Source organism: Streptomyces cupreus (genome assembly GCF_014257025.1).
In the GTDB taxonomy this organism is placed as follows: Bacteria; Actinomycetota; Actinomycetes; order Streptomycetales; family Streptomycetaceae; genus Streptomyces; species Streptomyces cupreus.
The window spans coordinates 111,078-132,900 of sequence record NZ_JACMSF010000017.1 but is presented as its reverse complement, the minus strand read 5'-3'; the positions used below and the strand labels follow the sequence as shown (position 1 = coordinate 132,900).

The 21,823-nt window shown below is 70.0% G+C and carries 20 protein-coding genes; 7 read left to right on the top strand and 13 right to left on the bottom strand.

The window, feature by feature from the left end:
* Positions 1-167 precede the first annotated feature (167 nt).
* The gene (locus H4N64_RS18110; protein ID WP_186283406.1) at positions 168-842 is read left to right on the top strand and encodes a 1-acyl-sn-glycerol-3-phosphate acyltransferase; all 675 of its coding nucleotides are present in this window, start codon (positions 168-170) and stop codon (positions 840-842) included.
* Positions 843-924: 82 nt separating this feature from the next.
* Here H4N64_RS18110 and H4N64_RS18105 read toward each other — a convergent pair whose 3' ends face one another.
* The 5 genes from H4N64_RS18105 to H4N64_RS18085 all read right to left on the bottom strand — a co-directional run bounded on the left by H4N64_RS18105 (position 925) and on the right by H4N64_RS18085 (position 6,828).
* Complete coding sequence (locus tag H4N64_RS18105; protein ID WP_186283383.1) at positions 925-2,448, bottom strand: MFS transporter; 1,524 nt, start codon at positions 2,446-2,448, stop codon at positions 925-927.
* On the bottom strand, positions 2,445-2,996 hold the full coding sequence (locus H4N64_RS18100; protein WP_222109087.1) for a TetR/AcrR family transcriptional regulator: 552 nt from the start codon (positions 2,994-2,996) through the stop codon (positions 2,445-2,447). Before H4N64_RS18100 ends, H4N64_RS18105 begins: the two co-directional genes overlap by 4 nt.
* 81 nt (positions 2,997-3,077) lie before the next feature.
* Positions 3,078-4,049, bottom strand: coding sequence for an aldo/keto reductase (locus H4N64_RS18095; RefSeq protein WP_186283381.1), 972 nt, complete (start codon positions 4,047-4,049; stop codon positions 3,078-3,080).
* Between the two features lie 57 nt (positions 4,050-4,106).
* Positions 4,107-5,534, bottom strand: coding sequence for an argininosuccinate lyase (gene argH / locus H4N64_RS18090; RefSeq protein ID WP_186283380.1), 1,428 nt, complete (start codon positions 5,532-5,534; stop codon positions 4,107-4,109).
* A gap of 100 nt (positions 5,535-5,634) precedes the next feature.
* A complete protein-coding gene (locus tag H4N64_RS18085; RefSeq protein ID WP_186283379.1) occupies positions 5,635-6,828 on the bottom strand; it encodes an argininosuccinate synthase in 1,194 nt (397 codons plus the stop codon).
* Positions 6,829-7,011: 183 nt separating this feature from the next.
* Here H4N64_RS18085 and H4N64_RS18080 point away from each other — a divergent pair, with 183 nt between their 5' ends.
* The 5 genes from H4N64_RS18080 to H4N64_RS18060 all read left to right on the top strand — a co-directional run bounded on the left by H4N64_RS18080 (position 7,012) and on the right by H4N64_RS18060 (position 11,704).
* Positions 7,012-7,857, top strand: coding sequence for a hypothetical protein (locus tag H4N64_RS18080; RefSeq protein ID WP_186283378.1), 846 nt, complete (start codon positions 7,012-7,014; stop codon positions 7,855-7,857).
* Between the two features lie 114 nt (positions 7,858-7,971).
* Complete coding sequence (locus H4N64_RS18075; RefSeq protein WP_186283377.1) at positions 7,972-8,559, top strand: pyridoxamine 5'-phosphate oxidase family protein; 588 nt, start codon at positions 7,972-7,974, stop codon at positions 8,557-8,559.
* Positions 8,560-8,728: 169 nt separating this feature from the next.
* Positions 8,729-10,111 (top strand): ferric reductase-like transmembrane domain-containing protein, encoded by a 1,383-nt coding sequence (locus tag H4N64_RS18070; protein WP_186283376.1) that lies wholly within the window; start codon positions 8,729-8,731, stop codon positions 10,109-10,111.
* A 29-nt stretch (positions 10,112-10,140) separates the two neighbouring features.
* On the top strand, positions 10,141-10,911 hold the full coding sequence (locus H4N64_RS18065) for an FMN-binding protein (RefSeq protein WP_186283375.1): 771 nt from the start codon (positions 10,141-10,143) through the stop codon (positions 10,909-10,911).
* A gap of 55 nt (positions 10,912-10,966) precedes the next feature.
* Complete coding sequence (locus tag H4N64_RS18060; RefSeq protein ID WP_222109107.1) at positions 10,967-11,704, top strand: FAD:protein FMN transferase; 738 nt, start codon at positions 10,967-10,969, stop codon at positions 11,702-11,704.
* A 40-nt stretch (positions 11,705-11,744) separates the two neighbouring features.
* Here the strand turns inward: H4N64_RS18060 and H4N64_RS18055 are convergent, their stop codons facing one another.
* The 7 genes from H4N64_RS18055 to H4N64_RS18025 form a co-directional block, all read right to left on the bottom strand.
* Positions 11,745-12,290 (bottom strand): arginine repressor, encoded by a 546-nt coding sequence (locus H4N64_RS18055; RefSeq protein WP_186283374.1) that lies wholly within the window; start codon positions 12,288-12,290, stop codon positions 11,745-11,747.
* Between the two features lie 19 nt (positions 12,291-12,309).
* The gene (locus H4N64_RS18050) at positions 12,310-13,509 is read right to left on the bottom strand and encodes an acetylornithine transaminase (RefSeq protein WP_186283373.1); all 1,200 of its coding nucleotides are present in this window, start codon (positions 13,507-13,509) and stop codon (positions 12,310-12,312) included.
* Entirely contained in the window at positions 13,506-14,417 is a 912-nt protein-coding gene (argB, locus tag H4N64_RS18045; protein ID WP_186283372.1) for an acetylglutamate kinase, read from the bottom strand. Before argB ends, H4N64_RS18050 begins: the two co-directional genes overlap by 4 nt.
* Entirely contained in the window at positions 14,414-15,565 is a 1,152-nt protein-coding gene (gene argJ, locus H4N64_RS18040; protein ID WP_186283371.1) for a bifunctional glutamate N-acetyltransferase/amino-acid acetyltransferase ArgJ, read from the bottom strand. Before argJ ends, argB begins: the two co-directional genes overlap by 4 nt.
* Complete coding sequence (gene argC, locus H4N64_RS18035; RefSeq protein ID WP_186283370.1) at positions 15,562-16,590, bottom strand: N-acetyl-gamma-glutamyl-phosphate reductase; 1,029 nt, start codon at positions 16,588-16,590, stop codon at positions 15,562-15,564. The genes argJ and argC overlap by 4 nt, the downstream gene beginning before the upstream one ends.
* Before the next feature lie 55 nt (positions 16,591-16,645).
* Positions 16,646-18,052: an FG-GAP repeat domain-containing protein gene (locus H4N64_RS18030; RefSeq protein WP_260859784.1), complete on the bottom strand. Its 1,407-nt coding sequence runs from the start codon at positions 18,050-18,052 to the stop codon at positions 16,646-16,648.
* Between the two features lie 127 nt (positions 18,053-18,179).
* Positions 18,180-20,663 (bottom strand): alpha-L-arabinofuranosidase C-terminal domain-containing protein, encoded by a 2,484-nt coding sequence (locus tag H4N64_RS18025; RefSeq protein ID WP_186283368.1) that lies wholly within the window; start codon positions 20,661-20,663, stop codon positions 18,180-18,182.
* A gap of 126 nt (positions 20,664-20,789) precedes the next feature.
* Between H4N64_RS18025 and H4N64_RS18020 the strand changes: the two genes are divergently transcribed.
* Entirely contained in the window at positions 20,790-21,233 is a 444-nt protein-coding gene (locus H4N64_RS18020; protein ID WP_186283367.1) for a DUF6314 family protein, read from the top strand.
* Here H4N64_RS18020 and H4N64_RS18015 read toward each other — a convergent pair.
* Positions 21,215-21,808 (bottom strand): histidine phosphatase family protein, encoded by a 594-nt coding sequence (locus H4N64_RS18015; RefSeq protein ID WP_186283366.1) that lies wholly within the window; start codon positions 21,806-21,808, stop codon positions 21,215-21,217. The two genes, H4N64_RS18020 and H4N64_RS18015, sit on opposite strands and share 19 nt — an antisense overlap.
* Positions 21,809-21,823: the final 15 nt, after the last annotated feature.

The window sequence follows — 21,823 nt, the reverse complement described above, 5'->3', positions numbered from 1 at the left end:
ACACCGTTCCGCGCGGGTTACCGGCGGGCGACGGCACAGCACCGCAGGTAAACCTGCGTCAACAGTACGTAAGACCTCCGTGAACCCGATGTGCGCGATCCCGGGGACCGCGAGTATCGTCCTCACCTGCACAGACTTATATCGACCCCTTGACACCGGAGGGCCCGTTGTCCCGCTTCGCGCTCATCAAGGCAGTGCTCGGACCGATCATGCGCCTGATGTTCCGCCCAAGGGTGGAGGGCGCGGAGCACATCCCGGGGGACGGTCCGGTGATCCTCGCCGGCAACCACCTCACGTTCATCGACTCAATGATCATGCCGCTCTTCTGCGACCGGCAGGTCTTCTTCATCGGCAAGGACGAGTACGTCACCGGCAAGGGCCTCAAGGGGCGGCTGATGGCCTGGTTCTTCACGGGCTGCGGCATGATCCCGGTCGACCGGGACGGCGGCCGCGGCGGTGTCGCGGCGCTGATGACCGGGCGCCGGGTGCTGGAGGAGGGCAAGGTCTTCAGCATCTACCCGGAGGGCACCCGTTCCCCCGACGGCCGGCTCTACCGCGGTCGCACCGGTATCGCCCGGCTGGCCCTGATGACCGGCGCGCCCGTCGTCCCGTTCGCCATCATCGGCACGGACAAGGTCCAGCCCGGCGGCGCGGGCTTCCCGCGGCCCGCCCGCGTCACCGTCCGCTTCGGCGAGGCCATGGAGTTCTCGCGGTACGAGGGGATGGACCGGGACCGATATGTGCTGCGGGCGGTGACGGACTCCGTGATGGCCGAGGTCATGCGGCTGTCGGGGCAGGAGTACGTGGACATGTACGCCACGAAGGCGAAGCAAGCCGCGTAGTCGCTCCGCTGAGGAGGCCGGGGCACTGCGGGGCGTGCGTCAAGTGCCGGTGCGTCGGTGAAGCCCAAGGTGGGGGCGCCCCTCAAGGTCGGCTGTCCAACCGTTGGCCACGGAGCATGAACCATGCCGCCACCGCGGCTGCCAGCAAGACCGCCGCACCCGCGCCGGACGCCAGCGCCAGCCCATCCACGAAGGACTGCCTGGCCGCGTCCAGCATCGCCCCGGACGTCTGCGCCGGCATCCCCGCCGCCGCCTCCACCGCGCCGCCCAGTGACTCGTGGGCCTCGGCAGGCGTGCCCGCCGGGCCCGGGAAGTCCCGGTACACGCCCGTCACGATCGAACCCAGCACGGCGATACCCAACGCCGCGCCCAGCTCGTACGCCGTCTCCGACACCGCCGACGCCGCCCCCGCCTGCTCCTTCGGTACGGAGGACAGGATCACGTCGGACGTCACCGTGAAGGAGAAGCCCGCGCCGATGCCGACCACCAGCAGGGCCGCGCCCAGCAGGGGGTAGCCGGTCGAGCGGTCGATCACCGTGAGCACGGCCAGGGCGACACCGATCGCCGCGAGGCCGCCCGCGACCACGGCCCGCACCGAGAAGCGGCGGGCTGCCCGCCCGGCGATCAGGCCGGCTGCGACCGCGCCGATCGCGGCGGGCAGTTCGGCCAGTCCCGCCTCCAACGGGCCCCTGCCCTGCACGAGTTGCAGGAACTGGGAGAGGAAGAAGACCAGGCCGGACAGGCCGAGGATGGTCAGCAGGTCGGCCAGTACCGCACCGCTGAAGCCACGGCCGCGGAACAGCCGCATGTCCAGGAGCGGGGTCGGCAGGGTGAGCTGGCGGCGTACGAAGGCGTACAGCGCGGCCGCGCCGAGCAGACCCGCGGCAAGCGTCACCCACGTGAACCCATGTGCCGCCGCCTCCTTGACCGCGTACACGACACCGATCATGCCGACGAGCGACAGGGCGACGCTGATCATGTCCCAGGGACCGGGATTCGGGGTACGGGACTCGGGCAGCAGCTTGATGCCGACGACGACCAGGACCGCCATCACCGGCAGGTTGATCAGAAAGACCGAGCCCCACCAGAAGTGTTCGAGCAGGAAGCCACCGGCTATCGGGCCGATGGCCGTACCGGCGGACGCGGTCGCGCCCCAGATGCCGATGGCGAGGCTGCGCTCGCGCGGGTCGTGGAAGAGGTTGCGGATCAGGGCGAGGGTGGCGGGCATGAGCGTCGCACCCGCGACACCGAGCAGCGCGCGGGCGACGATCAGCAACTCCGGTGTCGTCGCATAGGCGTTGAGGACGGATATCGCCCCGAACGCCGTGGCGCCGACGAGCAGGATCCGCTTACGGCCGATGCGGTCGCCGAGGCTGCCCATGGAGACGAGCAGACCGGCGATGACGAAGGAGTAGACGTCACCGATCCACAGGAGCTGGGTGCCGGAAGGCTTGAGGTCCTCGCTGATGTAGGGGGTCGCGAGACCGAGGACGGTTGCGTCGACGGCCACCAGCAGCACGGCGAGCACCAGGACGGACAGCGCGAGCCAGCGGCCCGGACGCTTCACCGCCTCGGTCGGGTGCGCCGGCTGCAAGGTGCTGGTCATGGTTCCTCTCTCCGTAGTGCGCCGCCGAGCAGCAGCTCAGCGATCATGTGCGTGAAGTCCTTGGCCGCGACCCTGCCCTCCTGGACCGCCCAGGCACCGGAGGCCATCAGGCCGTACAGCGCCTCGGTGAGCCAGGCCGGGGTGAGGTCGATGCGGAACTCGCCGGACGCCTGGCCGCGCCGGAACAGCGCGGCGATCCGGACGTCGAGCCGGGTCCAGCCCTCGTTCTGTCCCTCGCCCTCGAAGAGCTGGTTCTCGGTGTAGAGGAAGGCGAGCAGTCCGGCCGCGGGCTCGATCTCGCGGACGAGTCGGCGTACGGCCTCGCTCGCGCTGCCCTCGTCCAGCCGGGCCGCGTCCAGGGCGGCCTCGCACTCCGCGATGCCGAGCGCCTCCAGCGCGCGGACGAGCGCGTCGCGCCCGGCGAAGTGGCGGTGCAGCGTGGCCCGGCTGATCCCGGCGGCCTTGGCGACCTCGTCCATGGTGGACGTGGATTTCCGGGTGAGCAGGGCGGCTGCGCTGCGCAGCACGTGGTCACGATCGACAGCCATGAGACAACCATAGCCCATGTGAGACATCTTTGTCTCAAACTGGGCATGCGCGTCTCACGACTGGTGGGTCGTGGTGATCTTTCAGTGCCAGGGCAACTGGCCGCGCCGCTCCCAGTACGCCCCCGGCTCCTCAACCAGCGCGGCAAGACGGTGCAACTGGTCCTCGTCCAGGTCCACGACCGCCGCGTGCAGGTTGGAGGCGAGCTGGACGGTGGTCGCGGCGCCGGAGAGGACGACGCCTGCCCAGGGCTGGCGCAGGACCAGGGCGAGGGCCACGGCGTCGGTCCCCAGGGAGGTCTCCGCCGCTACAGCCTTCAGGGCGTCCGGGGCGTGCGGCTCCGCGAGCCTTCCGTTGGCCATGCCCTCCTTGACGATCACGGTGAGCCCGGCGTCGTGGGCCTCGGCGAGGGCGGGGGCGGCGGAGGTCTCCAGGGCGTTGTACGTCGACTGGACGGTACGGAAGAGGGGCTCGCCGTCGACCGTCACGGCAAGGGCGGCGCGGATCGCGTCCGCCTGGGCGGGGCCGCTGGTGGAGAAGCCGACGGTGAGGCCCTGGGCGGCGGCCTCGGCCAGCTTGGCGTGCAGGTCCTTGTCGGTGAGGGCGGGGCTGTCGGGGGTCACCGAGTGGATCTGGTAGAGGTCGAGCCGGTCACCGAGCAGGGCGTCGGTCTCGGCGCGCTGACGCTCGTACGTCTGCAGGCTGTGGTCCTTGACCTCGTGCGTCTCGGCGTCCGCCGACCAGCCGGCGGTGTAGGTGTAGCCCCATTTGCTGCCGATGACTACGTCGTCGATGTCGGGGCGGGCGTTCAGCCAGTCGGCGAGGAACTCCTCGGAGCGGCCGTAGGAACGGGCGACGTCGAAGTAGCGGACGCCTTGGGCATAGGCGGCGTCGAGGAGTTCGTGCGTGCGGTCGCGCAGGGCGTCGACGCTCCGGCCCTCCGGCAGGTCGCGGTCCCGGCCCAGGTTGATGTAGCCGGGGCGGCCGACGGCGGCGAGACCCAGGCCGATGTGGCAGGTGGGTGTCGTGGCGGTCGCGAGACGGGCGAAGGGCATCGCGGGCTCCGTTCGGTCGACAGACTTGCGACCAACGTAACTCGCGATGCCCTCACGTCACTTCTTGGCGCTCGCCCACTCGTGCTGTGCCGCCACGTCCGCCTTCACCTCGGCCAGCTGGACGGCCACCGCGCTCGGCGCCGTACCTCCCCGCCCGTTGCGGGAGGCCAGGGCGCCCGGCACGTTCAGGACCGTGCGGACCTCGGGGGTCAGATGCTCGGAGATCTTGGCGAACTGGTCGTCCGTCAGGTCGTCCAGTTCCTTGCCCTCGGACTCGGCGACCTTGACGCAGGCGCCGGCCACCTCATGCGCGACCCGGAACGGGACGCCCTGCTTGACCAGCCACTCGGCGATGTCGGTGGCGAGGGAGAAACCGGCCGGGGCCAGCTCCTCCATGCGCTCCCGGTGGACCGTGAGCGTGGCGATCATGCCGGTGAAGGCGGGGAGCAGGACGTCCAGCTGGTCGCAGGAGTCGAAGACCGGCTCCTTGTCCTCCTGGAGGTCGCGGTTGTACGCGAGCGGAAGCGCCTTGAGGGTCGCCATCAGGCCGGTCAGGTTGCCGATCAGTCGGCCCGACTTGCCGCGCGCCAGCTCCGCGATGTCGGGGTTCTTCTTCTGCGGCATGATCGACGAGCCCGTGGAGAACGCGTCGTGCAGGGTGACGAAGGAGAACTCCTTCGTGTTCCAGATGATGATCTCCTCGGCGATCCGGGAGATGTTCACACCGATCATCGCGGTGATGAAGGTGAACTCCGCGACGAAGTCACGGGAGGCCGTGCCGTCGATGGAGTTGGCGGCGGAGCCGTGCTCGAAGCCGAGGTCCGCGGCCACCGCCTCCGGGTCGAGACCGAGGGAGGAACCGGCCAGCGCGCCCGAGCCGTACGGCGACACGGCCGTACGCACGTCCCACTGGCGCAGCCGCTCGGCGTCCCGGGACAGGGCCTGGACATGCGCGAGGACATGATGGGCGAAGAGCACCGGCTGGGCGTGCTGGAGGTGGGTGCGGCCGGGCATCGCCACGTCCGGGTGGGCCTCCGCCAGGCCGATCAGGGCGTCCTGGAGGTCGGCGATCAGACCGGCGATGCTGCGCGCCTGGTCCCGCAGGTACATCCGGAAGAGGGTCGCGACCTGGTCGTTGCGGGAGCGTCCGGCGCGGAGCTTGCCGCCGAGGTCGGGGCCGAGCCGCTCCAGCAGGCCGCGCTCCAGAGCGGTGTGCACGTCCTCGTCGGCGATGGTGCCGACGAAGGAGCCGTCGGCGACGTCCGCGGCCAGCTGGTCGAGCCCGGCGATCATCCGCGTCAGCTCGTCGTCGGTGAGCAGGCCCGCCTTGTGCAGCACGCGCGCGTGGGCACGCGAGCCGGCGATGTCGTACGGCGCGAGCCGCCAGTCGAAGTGGACCGAGGCGGAGAGCCTGGCCAGGGCCTCGGCGGGTCCGTCGGCGAAACGTGCGCCCCAGAGCCGGACGTCTCCGCTGTTGCTGCTCACTTGGTGTGCTCCTCAGAGGATCTGGATGTGGCACCGCCTCCCCGTGGCGTGAACGGGGAGGCGGCCGTCAGGGGCGGTGCCGGTTCGGCACCCGAGCCGGTCAGGCCAGGTCGCGGCGCGCCGCGATCTTCGACGACAGACTGTAGATGTCGATGAAGCCCTTCGCCGCGGCCTGGTCGAAGGCGTCGCCGGTGTCGTAGGTGGCGAGGTTGAAGTCGTACAGCGAAGACTCCGAGCGCCTGCCGGTCACCACCGCGCGGCCGCCGTGCAGGGTCATCCGGATGTCGCCGGTGACATGCCGGTTGGCCTCGCCGATGAAGCCGTCCAGGGCGCGCTTGAGCGGGGAGAACCACTGGCCGTCGTAGACGAGTTCGCCCCAGCGCTGCTCGACCTGGCGCTTGTAGCGGGCGAGTTCGCGCTCGACGGTGACGTTCTCCAGCTCCTGGTGGGCAGTGATCAGGGCGATCGCGCCCGGGGCCTCGTACACCTCGCGGGACTTGATGCCGACGAGGCGGTCCTCGACCATGTCGATCCGGCCGATGCCCTGGGCGCCGGCGCGCTCGTTGAGCTGCTGGATCGCCTGGAGGACGGTGACGGGCCTGCCGTCGATCGCGACCGGGACACCCTCCTTGAAGGAGATGATCACCTCGTCGGCGTCCCGGGCGACCGCCGGGTTCTGCGTGTATTCGTAGATGTCCTCGATCGGCGCGTTCCAGATGTCCTCCAGGAAGCCCGTCTCGACCGCACGTCCGAAGACATTCTGGTCGATGGAGTACGGGGACTTCTTGGTGGTGGCGATCGGGAGCTGCTTCTCCTCGCAGAACGCGATGGCCTTGTCCCGGGTCATCGCGTAGTCGCGGACCGGGGCGATGCACTTCAGGTCGGGGGCGAGGGCGACGATGCCGGCCTCGAAGCGGACCTGGTCGTTGCCCTTGCCGGTGCAGCCGTGGGCGACCGTGTCGGCGCCGTGCTTCTGCGCGGCGGCGACGAGGTGCTTGACGATCGTCGGCCGGGAGAGCGCGGAGACCAGCGGGTAGCGGTCCATGTAGAGGGCGTTGGCCTTGATCGCCGGGAGGCAGTACTCCTCGGCGAACTCGTCCTTCGCGTCCGCGACCTCGGCCTCGACCGCGCCGCACGCGAGGGCGCGCTTGCGGATGACGTCCAGGTCCTCGCCGCCCTGGCCGACGTCCACCGCGACGGCGATGACCTCGGCGCCGGTCTCCTCGGCGATCCAGCCGATGGCGACGGAGGTGTCCAGACCGCCCGAGTAGGCGAGTACGACGCGCTCGGTCAATGGTCTCTCCTCACATGCGCTCCCCGACTGACATGCATGAGTATGCAGAACTCTGCATGATTCGTCAATCTGGCCGGGCTTTGAACACGGGAAACCGCTTTCCCGTATCTCTCGCCGGACGCAGGCGCCGCGTTTGTACAGCGAGAACACAGCGAACACCCCCGACCCGAGTGAGGCTTCCGCATGCCCAGGGCCCTTCCGAAGTACAACAAGCGTCGTGTCGCGCTGATCGGCGGCGCCGCCGCGCTGGCGCTGTCCGGAGCGGTGATCGTCAACTCCGCGCTCGCCGGGGAGACGCCCAAGAGCAACGCCCGCACGCCGACAGGACCCGGCACCATCAGCTGCCCCGACGTCGCCTCCCGGCTCCCCGCCGTCCCGGCCACCGCCCAGGCGGAGGTCGACCGGAACCTCGCGCTGCTCCAGACCCAGATCGACGAGGCGAACAAGCGGCTGGTCGAGACGGTCGGGCAGGGCGGACCCAACTTCGTCCAGAACGCCATCCTCGGCCCGCTGGCCAGCAAGCGGACGGCGGCCATCGACCGGATCGCGATCTCCATCGGCCGTACCGCGGAGAAGCCGCAGGGTCTTGGCGCCCTGGCCACCTGCACGCTGAACGCGCAGGGGGCCGTCGACACGGGTGAAGAAGAGGCAGGTGCCGGCGAGGAAGTCGAGGCCACCCCCAGCGCGGCCGCCCCTAGCGCAGCCGCCCCGGAGGAGGAAGAGGGCAACACCGGCGTCGGCACCATCAGCTGCCCCGACGTCGCCTCCCAGCTCCCCGCCGTCCCGGCCACCGCCCAGGCGGAGGTCGACCGGAACCTCGCCCTCCTGCAGACCCAGATCGACGAGGCGAACAAGCGGCTCGTCGACACGGTCGGGCAGGGCGGGCCCAACTTCGTCCAGAACGCCATCCTGGGCCCGCTGGCCAGCAAGCGGACGGCGGCCATCGACCGGATCGCGATCTCCATCGGCCGTACCGCGGAGAAGCCTCAGGGCCTGAACGCCCTGGCCGCCTGCACGCTCGACCAGTGACGTGACAGGCAGTCATGGCCGCCCCGTCGGCACACCGACCGGGGCGGCCATGGCCGTGTGCGGAGCGAAGAATTCCTTAGACAAGCGAAATACTTGTCCGCATAATCATGAGACATGGGAAAGACCTACGAGCGCATAGACGGCAGACTCCGCGCCTTCATCGAGACACAGCCCCTCTTCTTCACCGCGACCGCGCCCCTGTCCGGCGACGGCACGGTCAACCTCTCCCCCAAGGGCCTCAAGGGCTCCTTCGCGGTACTCGACGAACAGACCGTGGCCTACCTGGACTTCGCCGGATCCAACGCGGAGACGATCGCGCATCTGCGGGAGAACGGCCGGATCACCCTGATGTGGTGCGCCTTCCAGGGCCCGCCCACTATCGTCCGGGTGCACGGCCGCGGTGAGCCGGTCTTCCGTGACGACCCGCGTTTTCCCGAGCTCCTCTCCCACTTCCCCGACATCGACCCGGGCCCGCACGGTCTGCGCGCGATCATCGTGGTGACGGCCGAACTCGTCCGGGACACCTGCGGCTACGCGGTGCCCTTCATGTCGTACGACGAGGACCGCGATCTGCACGGGAAGCGGTTCGCGCGGGAGGACGACGAGTCGCTGAACGCGTACTTCGCCAAGAAGGAGCACGTCGCCACCAGCCTGGACGGCCTACCCGGGCTGCCGTTGCCGCTGCCGCCGTCCACGGTCTGAGCCGATCACCGGGGCCGCCGCGCGGACCGGCGCCACCACGGCGTACAAATACCGCCCGGTGCACCGGGATTCGTGGTGGCGCCAGGAGTACTGAACACACCGGCCGCCCCGCACGTACCTCTGGGCCGAGGGACCACGCCACTCCCCCTTGTCCGTTCCCGGAGGAACTGTGACCACCACGCTCGCAGGCGGCCGTGCCGCCCGCCGCCAGACGATGCGCCGCATCCGTCCGCGCCGCTCCCCGGCCGTCCCGTTGGTGATCGCCCTGTGGGCCGGCGCGGCGGCGGTGCTGTGGCTGTGGTGGGACAACACACCGTCCCTCGCGGACAACACCGCCAAGATCCTCGCGGCGGGCCGGATCACCGGACTGCTCGCCGGCTATCTGATGGCACTCGTCGTGCTCCAGATGGCCCGTGTGCCCGCGCTGGAACGGCGAGTGGGCTCCGACCGGGTCGCGCGCTGGCACGCGATGAGCGGCCGCTACACGATCTGCCTGGTCATCGCGCACATCTTCCTCACCATGTGGGCGTACGCGCTCCAGGCGGGCAAGACGCTCGGCGACATCGTCCAGCAGACCATCGATTCGATCAACACACTCCCGGACATGGGCAAGGCGGCCATCGGCACCGGGCTGCTGTTCCTGATCGCGTTCCTGTCGATCGGGGGCGTGCGCCGCCGGGTCCCGTACGACACCTGGTACCACGTGCATCTGCTGACGTACGCGGCGGTGTACCTGACGTTCTGGCACCAGATCACCACCGGCAACGAGTTCGCCGTGGAACCCTCCGCGAAGACCTTCTGGTACGGGCTGTACGGTGCCGTCACCGCGCTGGTGGTCTGGTACCGGATCCTCACCCCGATCCGCCTCAACATGCGGCACCGGATGTATGTCGAGGCGGTCATCGAGGAGACCCCGGGCGTGGTGTCGGTGCTGATCGGCGGGCGCAAGCTGCACCGGATGGGCGCGGAGGCCGGGCAGTTCTTCCGGTGGCGGTTCCTGGCCCCGGGCATGCGGTTCAGCTCCCACCCCTACTCGCTGTCGGCGGCGCCCCGCCCCGACATGCTGCGGATCACCGTCAAGGCGATCGGCGACCACAGCGAACGGCTGCGCGAGCTGGCGCCCGGGACCAAGGTGTGGGCGGAGGGCCCGTACGGCGCGCTCACCGCGCAGCGGCGCAGCCGGGGCAAGGTGCTGCTGGTGGCGGGCGGGGTCGGGATCACACCGATGCGGGCGCTGTTCGAGACGCTGCCCGGCGCTTCCGGTGACATCACCCTGCTGTACCGGGCCAACAGCACCCAGGATCTGGCGCTGTGGGACGAGCTGGCCGCCATCGCCGATGAGCGGGGCGCGCGGCTGATGTACGCGGTCAACAGCCCCGACGGGGAGCGGCCGGACATCTCGGCGGAGCGGCTTCAGCAGAAGCTGCCGGACATCGACAAGCACGACGTGTTCCTGTGCGGGCCGCCCGGCTTCGCACAGTCCGTGTACGAAGCACTGCGCGGCGCGGGAGTGCCCGCCCGCCGCATCCATCACGAGTCGTTCGAGATGTGAGCGACGGGACTTCAGGAGCTGTAGGAGCGATGAGGAAGACTCACCCCATCCGGCGTGTCGTGCTGGCCGGCGCCGCCACCGTGTCCGGGATCGTGCTGCTGCTGTCGCTGAAGCCGGCGTCCGATCCGGCGTCCGCGTCGGCGGCGGGCGGCGCGGCACCGCAACAGACCGCTGCCGCACAGGAGTCGGCGCAGGGCGGCAGCTCCGGCCAGGCCGGGACCGTCACCGGGGACGCGGTGCAGACGCAGTACGGGCCCGTGCAGGTACGGCTGACCGTGAGCGGCGGCAAGGTCACCAAGGTGGAGGCCGTGCAGGCGCCCAGTGGTGGTCGCAGCACCGAGGTGACCAACACCGCGGTGCCCCGGCTGAACCAGGCGGCGCTGGCGACGCAGAGCGCGGAGATCGACGCGGTGTCCGGGGCGACGTACACCAGCAGCGGGTACAAGCAGTCGCTGCAGTCGGCGCTGGACCAGGTGGAGAAGGCGCCCGCCGACTCCGGTGGCGGAGGCGGCTCCGCCGAGGCCGCCGCTCGTACGGTCACCGGGGAGGCGGTGAAGACGCAGTACGGGCCCGTGCAGGTGCGGATCACCGTCAGCGGCGGGAAGATCACGGCGGCGGAGGCCGTGCAGGCGCCGAGCGGCGGGCAGAGCACGCAGATCAACGGGAACGCGGTGCCGAAGCTGAACGCTGCCGCTGTGGCTGCCGGGAGCGCCGACATCGACGCCGTGTCCGGGGCGACGTACACCAGCAACGGCTACAAGCAGTCGCTGCAGTCGGCGCTGGACCAGGCCGGTGGCTGAGTCGGTGGCCGAGCCGGCGGAGGCTCCCGCCGCGGTGCGTCATGTGGAGGAGGTCATGGGGACCGTCTTCTCCTTCGACGTCCGCGGCGGGGATCCTGAGGCGGTACGGGCGGCGCTGTCGGAGGCGGTGGCCGAACTGCACCGGGTCGACGAGGTGTTCAGCACATACCGGGAGAACAGCGAGATCTCCCGGCTGGGGCGGGGGGAACTGACCGTCGAGGAGTGCGACCCCGATGTGGCGGCGGTGCTGGCGCTGGGCGAGGAGGCAACGCGGGTCAGCGACGGGTGGTTCAGCACGTCGTACGAGGGCCGCCTGGACCCGACCGGGATCGTGAAGGGCTGGGCCGTGGAACAGGCGGCACGGCGTCTTGCCGCGGCGGGGGCGAGCGGTGTGAGCGTCAACGGCGGCGGCGATGTGCAGCTGTTGGGGGTGCCCGGTCCGCAGCGCCCGTGGCGGGTGGGGGTCTCGGATCCGCTACGGCCGGGTGGGCTGGCGGCGGTGATCTCGGCGGCGGGCGCGCCGGAGTTGGCGGTCGCGACGTCCGGGACGGCGGAGCGGGGGGCGCACATCGTGGACCCGCGGACGGGTCGTTCCGCGGTGACGGACCTGCTCGCGGTGACGGTGGTGGCCCCGAAAGTCACCTGGGCGGACTGCTGGGCGACGGCAGCCTTCGCGATGGGCTCCAGGGAGGGCCTGCGCTGGCTGGAGTCGCTACCGGACGTGGAGGCCCTACTGATCACGGCAGGCGACGAGGTGAGATGCACAGGAGGCCTGGCTTCTCGACTCGGGTGATTGCAGATGCCCAGGGGCGCGGAGCTGCATTGATCAGCCTTCAGTGACCGTTCTGAGCCAACCGCAGCAGATGTTCCGCCAGTGCCTGACCACCCGTCGGTTCACGGCTGATCAACAGCAGCGTGTCGTCGCCCGCGATCGTGCCCAGGATGTCGTGGAGTTCCGCCTGGTCGATCGCCGACGCCAGGAACTGCGCCGCCCCCGGAGGGGTACGCAGGACCACGAGGTTGGCCGAAGCCTCCGCGGAGATCAGCAGCTCCTGGGACAGGCGCCGCATCCGCTCTTCCTTCGCCGACTCGCCCAGCGGAGCCCGGGGGGTCCGGAAACCCCCCTCGCTCGGCACGGCGTAGATCAGGTCGCCGTCGGTGTTGCGGATCTTCACCGCGTTCAGCTCGTCCAGGTCCCGGGACAGCGTCGCCTGCGTCACCGTCAGCCCGTCGTCGGCCAGCAGTTTCGCCAACTGACTCTGCGACCGCACCGGTTGCCGGTTGAGGATGTCCACGATCCGGCGGTGGCGGGCGGTCCGGGTCTGCGGCACGGCAGGCCCGGCGCCCCCCGTGTGCTCGTGGTCCTGCGCCTGACTCATCGTCGTCTCATTCCCCGGCTCATCCAGCGTCCCCTTGGGCCTCGTCCAGAACACCGGGCAGCGCCCGGAGGAAGGCGTCCACCTCGTCGTCGCCGAGATTCAGCGGCGGCATCAGCCGTACGACATCGGGGGCGGGCGCGTTCACCAGGAGGCCGGCGTCCTGAGCCGCCTGCTGCACCCTGGGTGCGAGCGGCTCGGTGAGCACCATACCCAGCAGCAGACCCGCACCCCGGACATGGGAGACCAGCGAATGGCGCGAACTGCCGCCGGCGCCCTCGATTCCGTCCCGCAACTTCTCGCTCTGCCGCTTGACGTTCTCCAGCAATCCCTCGTTCGCGATGGTGTCCAGCACCGCGAGTCCGGCCGCGCACGCGACGGGGTTGCCGCCGAACGTCGTACCGTGATGGCCCGGCTGGAGCAGCTCCGCGGCGCGCCCGAAGGCGACCGTCGCACCCAGCGGCAGCCCGCCACCGAGACCCTTGGCCAGAGTGACCACATCCGGCAGGACACCCTCGTGGGCCTGGTACTCGAACCAGTGCCCGGTCCGCCCGATGCCGGTCTGCACCTCGTCCAGGACGAGCAGCGAACCGGTCGCGGCGGTGATCGCCCGGGCGGCCTTGAGATAGCCGGCGGGCGGCACGACCACGCCGTTCTCGCCCTGGATCGGCTCGATCACGACCATGGCCGTGTCCTCGGTGACCGCCGCCGCGAGCGCCTGGGCGTCGCCGTAGGGGACGTGCGTGACATCGCCGGGCAGCGGAAGGAACGGGTTCCGCTTGGCGGGCTGGCCGGTGATCGCCAGCGCGCCCATGGTCCGGCCGTGGAAGCCGCCCTGGGTGGCGACGATGTGCCCGCGTCCGGTCAGTCGCCCGATCTTGAAGGCGCCCTCGACGGCCTCGGCGCCCGAGTTGCAGAAGTAGACCTTGCCGTCGCGGCCGAAGTGCTGAAGGAGCCGTTCGGCGAGGGCGACGGGCGGTTCCGCGATGAACAGGTTGGAGACATGGCCGAGGGAGGCGATCTGCCGGCTCACGGCCTCGACCACCGCGGGGTGGGCGTGCCCGAGCGCGTTGACCGCGATCCCGCCGACGAAGTCGAGGTACTGCTTGCCGTCGGCGTCCCACAGCTTGGCGCCTTCCCCGCGCACGAGGGCGAGCTTGGGCGTGCCGTAGTTGTTCATGAGCGCGCCCTGCCAGCGGGCAGTCAGCTCCTGGTTGGTCAAGACTCCCCCTGATCGAGTCCGTCGGGCACGACCATCGTGCCGATGCCCGAGTCCGTGAAGATCTCCAGCAGGATCGAGTGCTGGACCCGGCCGTCGATGACGCGGGCAGTGTGCACGCCGTTGCGGACGGCGTGCAGACAGCCCTCCATCTTCGGCACCATCCCGGAGCTCAACTCCGGCAGCAGCTTCTCCAGTTGGGAAGCGGTGAGGCGGCTGATCACCTCGTCGCTGTTCGGCCAGTCCTCGTAGAGGCCCTCGACGTCGGTGAGGACCATGAGGGTCTCGGCGCCCAGTGCCGCAGCGAGTGCCGCAGCCGCCGTATCAGCATTGACGTTGTAGACATGTCCGTCGTCCTGGCTACGGGCGATCGACGAGACGACCGGGATGCGGCCGTCGGCGAGCAGGGCCTCGATCGCGCCCGTGTCGATGTCGGTGATCTCGCCCACCCGCCCGATGTCGACCAACTCGCCGTCGATCTCGGGCTGGTGCTTGGTGGCGGTGATGGTGTGCGCGTCCTCGCCGGTCAACCCGACGGCCAACGGCCCGTGTTCGTTGAGCAGGTTCACCAGCTCGCGCTGCACCTGCCCGGCCAGCACCATCCGTACGACGTCCATGGCGTCCTCGGTGGTGACGCGCAGGCCCGCCTTGAACTCGCTGACGATGCCGTGCTTGTCGAGGGCGGCGCTGATCTGGGGGCCGCCGCCGTGCACGACGACGGGCTTGAGCCCGGCGTGGTGCAGGAACACCACGTCCTGTGCGAACGCGGCCTTCAGCTCCTCGTCGATCATGGCGTTGCCGCCGAACTTGATGACGACGGTCTTGCCGTTGTGCCGGACCAGCCAGGGCAGCGCCTCGATGAGGATCTGGGCCTTGGGGAGCGCGGTGTGCTTACGCGTCGTGTTGGTCATGAGGAGTAGGCGCTGTTCTCGTGGACGTAGTCGGCGGTGAGGTCGTTGGTCCAGATGGTGGCGGTCTCGGACCCGGCGGCGAGGTCGGCGACGATGTGCACCTCGCGGTAGCGCATGTCGACCTTGTCGCGGTCCTCGCCCACGCCGCCGTTCTTGCAGACCCAGACGCCGTTGATGGCGACGTTGAGCAGGTCCGGCTCGAAGGCGGCCTTCGTGGTGCCGATCGCGGAGAGCACGCGGCCCCAGTTGGGGTCCTCTCCGTGGATGGCGCACTTGAGGAGGTTGTTGCGGGCGATGGAGCGGCCCACCTCGACGGCGTCGTCCTCGGTCGCGGCGTTGATCACCTCGACCTTGATGTCCTTGCTGGCGCCCTCGGCGTCCCGGATGAGCTGCTGCCCCAGGTCGTCGCAGACCTGCCGTACGGCCTCGGCGAACTCCTCGTACTCAGGGGTGATCCCCGAGGCCCCCGACGAGAGCAGCAGCACGGTGTCGTTGGTGGACATGCAGCCGTCGGAGTCGACGCGGTCGAAGGTCGTGCGCGTCGCCGCCCGGAGGGCCTTGTCCAGTACGTCGCTGTCCAGGGCCGCGTCGGTGGTGAGGACGACCAGCATGGTGGCGAGGCCGGGCGCGAGCATGCCCGCGCCCTTGGCCATGCCGCCGACGGTCCAGCCGTCCTTGGTCACGACGGACGTCTTGTGCACGGTGTCGGTGGTCTTGATGGCGATGGCGGCCTTCTCTCCACCGTGCTCGGAGAGCTGCGCGGCGGCGGTCTCGACGCCCGGGAGCAGTTTGTCCATGGGCAGCAGCACACCGATGAGGCCGGTCGAGCAGACGGCGACCTCGGCGGCGTTCACCTGGAGGGTGTCGGCGACCTTCTCGGCGGTGGCGTGGGTGTCCTGGAAGCCCTTGGGCCCGGTGCAGGCGTTGGCGCCACCGGAGTTCAGGACGACCGCGGAGACCTCGCCGCTCTTGAGGACCTGCTCCGACCACAGCACCGGCGCGGCCTTCACACGGTTGGAGGTGAAGACGCCCGCGGCGGCGCGGCGCGGTCCGTTGTTGACCACGAGGGCCAGGTCAGGGTTGCCGTTCTCCTTGATCCCGGCGGCGATGCCCGCCGCCGTGAATCCCTTGGCTGCCGTCACGCTCACGGCGCAACTCCGATCGTGGTCAGCCCCGTGGTCTCGTCGAGTCCCAGGGCGAGGTTCATGCTCTGGACGGCACCGCCGGCGGTGCCCTTGGTCAGGTTGTCGATGGCGCTGATCGCGATGATGCGTCCGGCGGCCTCGTCGTACGCGACCTGCACCTGAACGGCGTTGGAACCGTAGACGGACGCCGTGGCCGGCCACTGGCCCTCGGGGAGCAGATGGACGAACGGCTCGTCGGCGAAGGCCTTCTCGTAGGCGGCGCGGACGGACTCGGCGGTGACGCCGGGCTTCGCCTTCGCGGTGCAGGTGGCGAGGATGCCGCGGGGCATGGGCGCGAGGGTCGGCGTGAAGGAGACGGAGACCCGCTCCCCCGCCGCCCCGCTGAGGTTCTGGATCATCTCGGGCGTGTGCCGGTGGCCGCCGCCGACGCCGTACGGGGTCATGGAGCCCATGACCTCGCTGCCCAGCAGATGCGGCTTGGGCGCCTTGCCCGCGCCGGAGGTGCCGGACGCGGCGACGATCACGGCCTCGGCCTCGGCGAGCCCCGCGGCGTAGGCCGGGAAGAGGGCGAGGGAGACGGCGGTCGGGTAGCAACCGGGCACCGCGACGCGCTTGGACCCCTCCAGCGCGGCGCGGGCACCCGGAAGTTCGGGCATGCCGTACGGCCAGGTGCCGGCGTGCGGGGAGCCGTAGAACTTCTCCCAGTCGGCCGGGTCCTTCAGCCGGAAGTCGGCGCCCATGTCGACGACGAGCACATCCGGGCCGAGCTGCTCGGCGACGGCGGCGGACTGGCCGTGCGGCAGCGCGAGGAAGACGACGTCGTGGCCGGCGAGCACCTCGGGAGTGGTCGGCTCCAGGACGCGGTCGGCCAGCGGCAGCAGGTGCGGCTGGAGCGCGCCGAGCCGCTGACCCGCGTTGGAGTTGCCGGTCAGGGCACCGATCTCGACCTGCGGATGGGCCAGGAGCAGACGCAGCAGCTCCCCGCCCGCGTATCCGCTCGCTCCGGCCACCGCCGCACGTACCGTCATGGAAAAGCCTCCTCCTCGATGGCATGACTATACGTTTCGATGCACGTTTATGCAATCAGGATGTGCGGCCCGGCTTGGGCACGGCTACGCAGTACGAGCCGGCGCCGGTGATCCCCTTGCTCGTCCCGGGGAGGACGCAGTAACCGTCCGGGTGGGCAGACCATGGGTCGGTACCGACGACGATCTCGGCGCGCCCGTCGAAGTCGGTGTCCAGGAGCGCCAGGTGCCGTGCGTTGAAGGAGGTGCCGCGGAGAGGCACACCGGGAAGGGCGTGATGGACCGACTGGGCGCCCGGAGCGGTCAGCTTCCCCGATCCGTCGCCCTTCAGCACGACGACCCGGCTGGCGCTCTTCAGCTTGCCCACGTTCGCGTACATGTCGCCCACCGCCACGTCGAGGTCCCCGTCACCGTCAACGTCACCGACTGCGAGGGACTCGGCGAAGCCGGCGGGGGTCTCAGGACCGGGCACAGCGGGTGTCTTCTGGTCGACGGTCATGATGCGGGCCGGGTCAGGCCCGGTCTCACCGCCGTACACCACCTTGACCGAGCCTCTCCCGGTCCCGTCCGCGGAGACGATGTCGTCGTAGCCGTCCCGGTCCAGGTCGCCCGTCTCTATATCGTGTCCGATGTCCGGGCGACCTTCGCTCTCACCCTTGATCACGGTCACCGGCGCCTTCAGACCCTCCGAGCTCCCCCGGAGAAACAGCAGGAGGGCGTCGCCGGGTTCGCCGTCGTAGTCCACGGAGGCCACCGCGAGGAGGTCGGTGAAGCCGTCGCCGTCGACGTCCCCGGCCGCGATGTCGTACGTCTCCCAGTACTCCTCCTCGGCCTCGTCCACCTCGTGCTCGCCCGTGTCCAGGGTGATCCGGTCGGTGCGGGCCGCGCCGCCGGTGCGGGTGACCGGCCCGTAGGCGATCAGTCCTCTCGCGGCGACGTCCTGATGGCCGTCACCGTCGAAGTCGCCGATCACGAGCTGCCCTGTCGACCCCTGCCTCGTTCCGACGGCGAGGACGGTGCCGCCCGACAGGCCTCGTGGCCCGCCCCACAGCACGGTCGACCGGCCGGCGCCCAGGATGTCGCCGACGGTCTGACCGATCGCGTCCACCACAAGGTCCGTGTAACCGTCGTCATCGAGGTCCCACCACACGGGACTGCCGCCGAAATAGTCGTGGGAGCCGGTGCGACCGGGCACTCCGGCCGAGTTCTCGGTGATGACCTGCGTCTTCGGGGTACGGCCGGATTTCGGCCCGTAGGCCACGGCGACATATCCGGCTTGGTTGAGCCCGTCGACCGTGCCGTCGTGGTCGGGCATCACGAGATCCCCCCGCCCGTCGCCGTTGAAGTCGGGGGCCCGTTGCACGGTGCTCGTCGACCCGGTGTCCTCCCGTAGGAGGTGGGGCAGCCCCAGGAACCCTCCGACCGCCAGGGCCACCGCGGCCGTCACGACCGCCGTCCACCTCATAGGGCTCACTGACCAGCCTCCTGCACACAAGTGATCACGGAAACGGCGGGCGTTCACGGAAACGCCCGCCGTCTCGGATGTGACCATCAGGTGACGAGGATGGTTGCCCTCGGGTGAGGGGCAGGGGCTACCTCTGCTTGATCCGCAGGAAGGTCACGGAGTTCGCCGGGAAGGTGTACGTGAACTTCGCCGAGACCCCCGACACCGTGGACGTCACGGGTGTGACCGGAGTGTTCGTCTCGGTGTTCACCGAGTCCGGGTCGCCCGCCAGGGTGGTCACCCGGGCCGTGGAGGCGACCTTCGCGCCGCCCAGGTCGATGGCCGTACGGGCGTCCGCGGACTGGGCGTTGACGACCTTGACGATCAGGTCACCGGTCGCCGCGTCCTTGGTGACGACCTGACGGAACGGCTCGGCCGGCTTGTCGTCGGTGAAGCCGCCCCACTCCTGGCCGTCGAGGTAGAGGGTGACCTGACGGCCCCGCACCTTGATGTCGATGTCGTAGGCGCGTCCCGTCTCGATCGACCCGGCCTTGGAGATCAGCGTCGACTTGCCGCCGTCCGAGGCCTGTTCGACGGCGGACTGGGTGTTGTTCCAGCCGCCCAGGTTCCACCAGTAGTAGTTGCCGGTGTCCTTGACCCCGAAGGCGACCAGGAAGCCCTCCTTGCCGGACTTCTTGGTGGCCTTCACATGCAGGTCGTAGTCGTGCCAGCTCGGGTCGCCCGCCGTCACCATGGTGTTCTCGGCGGCGGCGTCGCTCTGGACGTAGGCCCCGTCCTGGACGCTCCAGCTGCCGGTGCCGTTGTGCGTCCACCGCGAGGCGTCACCGGAGAAGTCGTCGCCGAACAGGGCGGTGCCGTCGGCGGCGGTGACCTTCACATCGTCGTACGCCGCGCTCGTCGCCCAGGTCGACAGGCCCACGGCGCCGGTGATCGGGCCGCTGACGTTCGGGGTGCCGGTCGCGGTGGACGGGACGACCCGGTCGCCGACGTTGGTCATGAACAGCTTCTGGACCTCGTAGTTGGCGGAGTTCCAGGAGGCGTGGTTGTTGAACCAGATCATGTCGGGCCGCCACTGGACGTAGTCCTCGTTGGCGAGCAGCGGGGCGTACGAGGCAAGCTTGACGACGTCGGCGTTGCGCTCAAGGCCGGTCATGAACGCGGCCTCGGCGAGGGCGTTCTTGAGGGCGTTGCCCTGGGAGGCGTACTCGCCGAGGAAGACCTTGGGGCCGTTCCTGTCGTAGCTGTCGTAACGGTCGTTGTTCTGGAGGAACCACTGCGGGCTGTTGTAGTAGTGCTCGTCGACCATGTCGACGTTCGCCTCGCGGTTGAGCTTCCAGGCGGTGTCGAAGGTCGAACCGGAGTCGTCCGGGCCGGAGTTGGAGATCACCGTGATGTCCGGGTACTTCGCCTCGATCGCGGCCCGGAACTTCTGGAAGCGGGCGAAGTACTCGTTCGGGAGGTTCTCCTCGTTGCCGACGGCGAGGTGGGTCAGGCCGAAGGGCTTGGGGTGGCCCATCGCGGCGCGCTTCTTGCCCCAGGTGCTGGTGGCGGGGCCGTTGGCGAACTCGATGAGGTCGAGGGTGTCCTGGATGTGCCGCTGGAGCAGTGCCTCGTCGTCGGTGGCGCGGTTCTGTCCGCAGCCGGTGACCAGGGCGGGTACGACGGGCAGCGGCATGGCGCCGATGTCCTCGGAGAAGCGGAAGTACTCGTAGTATCCGATGCCGTAACTCTGGTTGTAGCCCCAGAAGTTGGCGTTGGTGGCGCGCTCCTCGACCGGGCCGATGGTGTCCTTCCACTGGTAGGAGCGCTTGCGCTGCCAGCCGGAGGACTCGCTGTAGTCCTGCATGGAACCGGTGTTGACCAGACAGCCGCCGGGGAAGCGGACGAACGACGGGTTCAGTGCCTCGATCTTCTCGGCGAGGTCCTTGCGCAGGCCGTTCGACTGGTTCTTGTAGGTGTCGCGCGGGAAGAGCGACACCATGTCCAGCGCGGCGGCGCCGGAGGAGGCGACGGCGAGGCGGCCGTGGGAGCTGGTGCGGCTCGCGGTGAAGGTGGCGGTGTACTTCTTCCAGCCGCCGTAGACGGCCATCTGCCGGGCGGTCGCGAGGGTGCCCGCGGCGTCCTTCAGACCGACGGTGAGGGTGGTGCCGGCCTCGGCGCGGGCCCACACCGAGAAGTCGTAGCGCTTGCCCTGCTCGACGCGGATGCCGGTGTTGTATCCGGCGTTGGTGACGGAGGAACCGGCGGCCAGGGAGAGGTAGTTGCGGTTGCGCTCGTTCAGGCGGCCGGTGTCGTTCTGGACCTGGGCCGTGCCGGAGACCACCCACGAGGTGAGCAGTGTGTACGAGCCGTTGTCGGCGGTGGAGTACTCGAAGGAGCGGTTCTGCACCAGCTCGGCGTACAGACCGCCATCGGCGGCCCGGTTGATGTCCTCGAAGAAGACGCCGTACATGGTGTCGTCGATCTTCGCGCCCTGGGCCGTCGGGTCGACGGTGATCGCGTAGTCGGTGACGTCCTCGGCGTGCGCGGGTGCCGGGACGAGTCCGGCGGTCGCCACCAGGAAGGCAGTGGCGCCAAGACCGATTCTCCAGCGGGTGCGGGTGCGTGACATGGATACTCCGCGGCTCGATGTTCGAAATATCAGACGCTGATCAGCACTTCGAACGGCAAGATAGGTAGGGGACCCCGGCGCGTCAATGGGTCGCGCGGCAACGGATGTGACGAAGGAGGCGGCGCCATGGGCGAGTTCCGGCCAGTACCCGATGCGCTGGGCTATCTCGCCGGGACCTGGCAAGTCGAGCGGTCGGTGCGGGATCTGACGAGCGGAGCGGAAGGGAAGTTCTCCGGTACGACGGTTTTCAGCCCGCTGGACGGCGGCGGCCTCCTGCACCACGAGTCCGGCACGTTCGTCTGGCAGGGCGTCCCCCGGCCGGCCGAGCGGACGCTGCGCTTCCTGCCGGGCGAGGGGCGCGGCACGGTGGACGTGCGCTTCGCCGACGGACGGCCCTTCCACGACCTGGACCTGGCCTACGGGCGGCATGTCGCCGACCATCCCTGCTCGGCCGACCTCTACCGGGGCGAGTTCACCGTCCGGGACGAGGACCACTGGCGGACGGTGTGGCGGGTGCGCGGCCCGGCGAAGGACCTCGTGCTCATCACCGACTACGCGCGCGAGGGCTGAGCCGGCGCCCCGTCGAAACGGAGGTTCCAGCGGCCCGCGCGGCCGGTGACGGTCGTCGTCGACAGGGGGCGTACGTCGATGTTCCAGTAGGTCGCGGGCGGCGCCTTCAGGGCGTACACCAACGCGGCGCGGATCACCGACGGTTCGGCCACGGCGACGATCCGGCCACCGTCGCCCACGGGCCGGGTGTCGAGCCAGCCACCGACCCGGGTGATGAACGCCAGCAGCGACTCGCCGCCATGCGGAGTGCCGCGCGGGTCCGCGAGCCAGGCGTCCACCGCCTCCGGCTCGCGGGCCATCGCCTCGCCGAGCGTCAGCCCGCGCCAGCGGCCCATGCCGCAGTCGCGCAGCGCGAGTTGCACCAACGGGGCGTAGCCCAGGGCATCGCCGGTGGCGCGGCTGCGCGGCGTGGGCGAGCAGTAGCGCAGCTCGGACGCCGACAGCGACACCAGATGGTGGGCGACCCGCTGCACCTCGTCCCAGCCGGCCTGGTCCAGCGGACGGTCGTCCTCGAAGCGCTCCGCGAGCAGGGGGGAGCTGCGCGCGGCGGCGACGAACGTGACCCGAAGTGACATGCGGCGATCGTGATT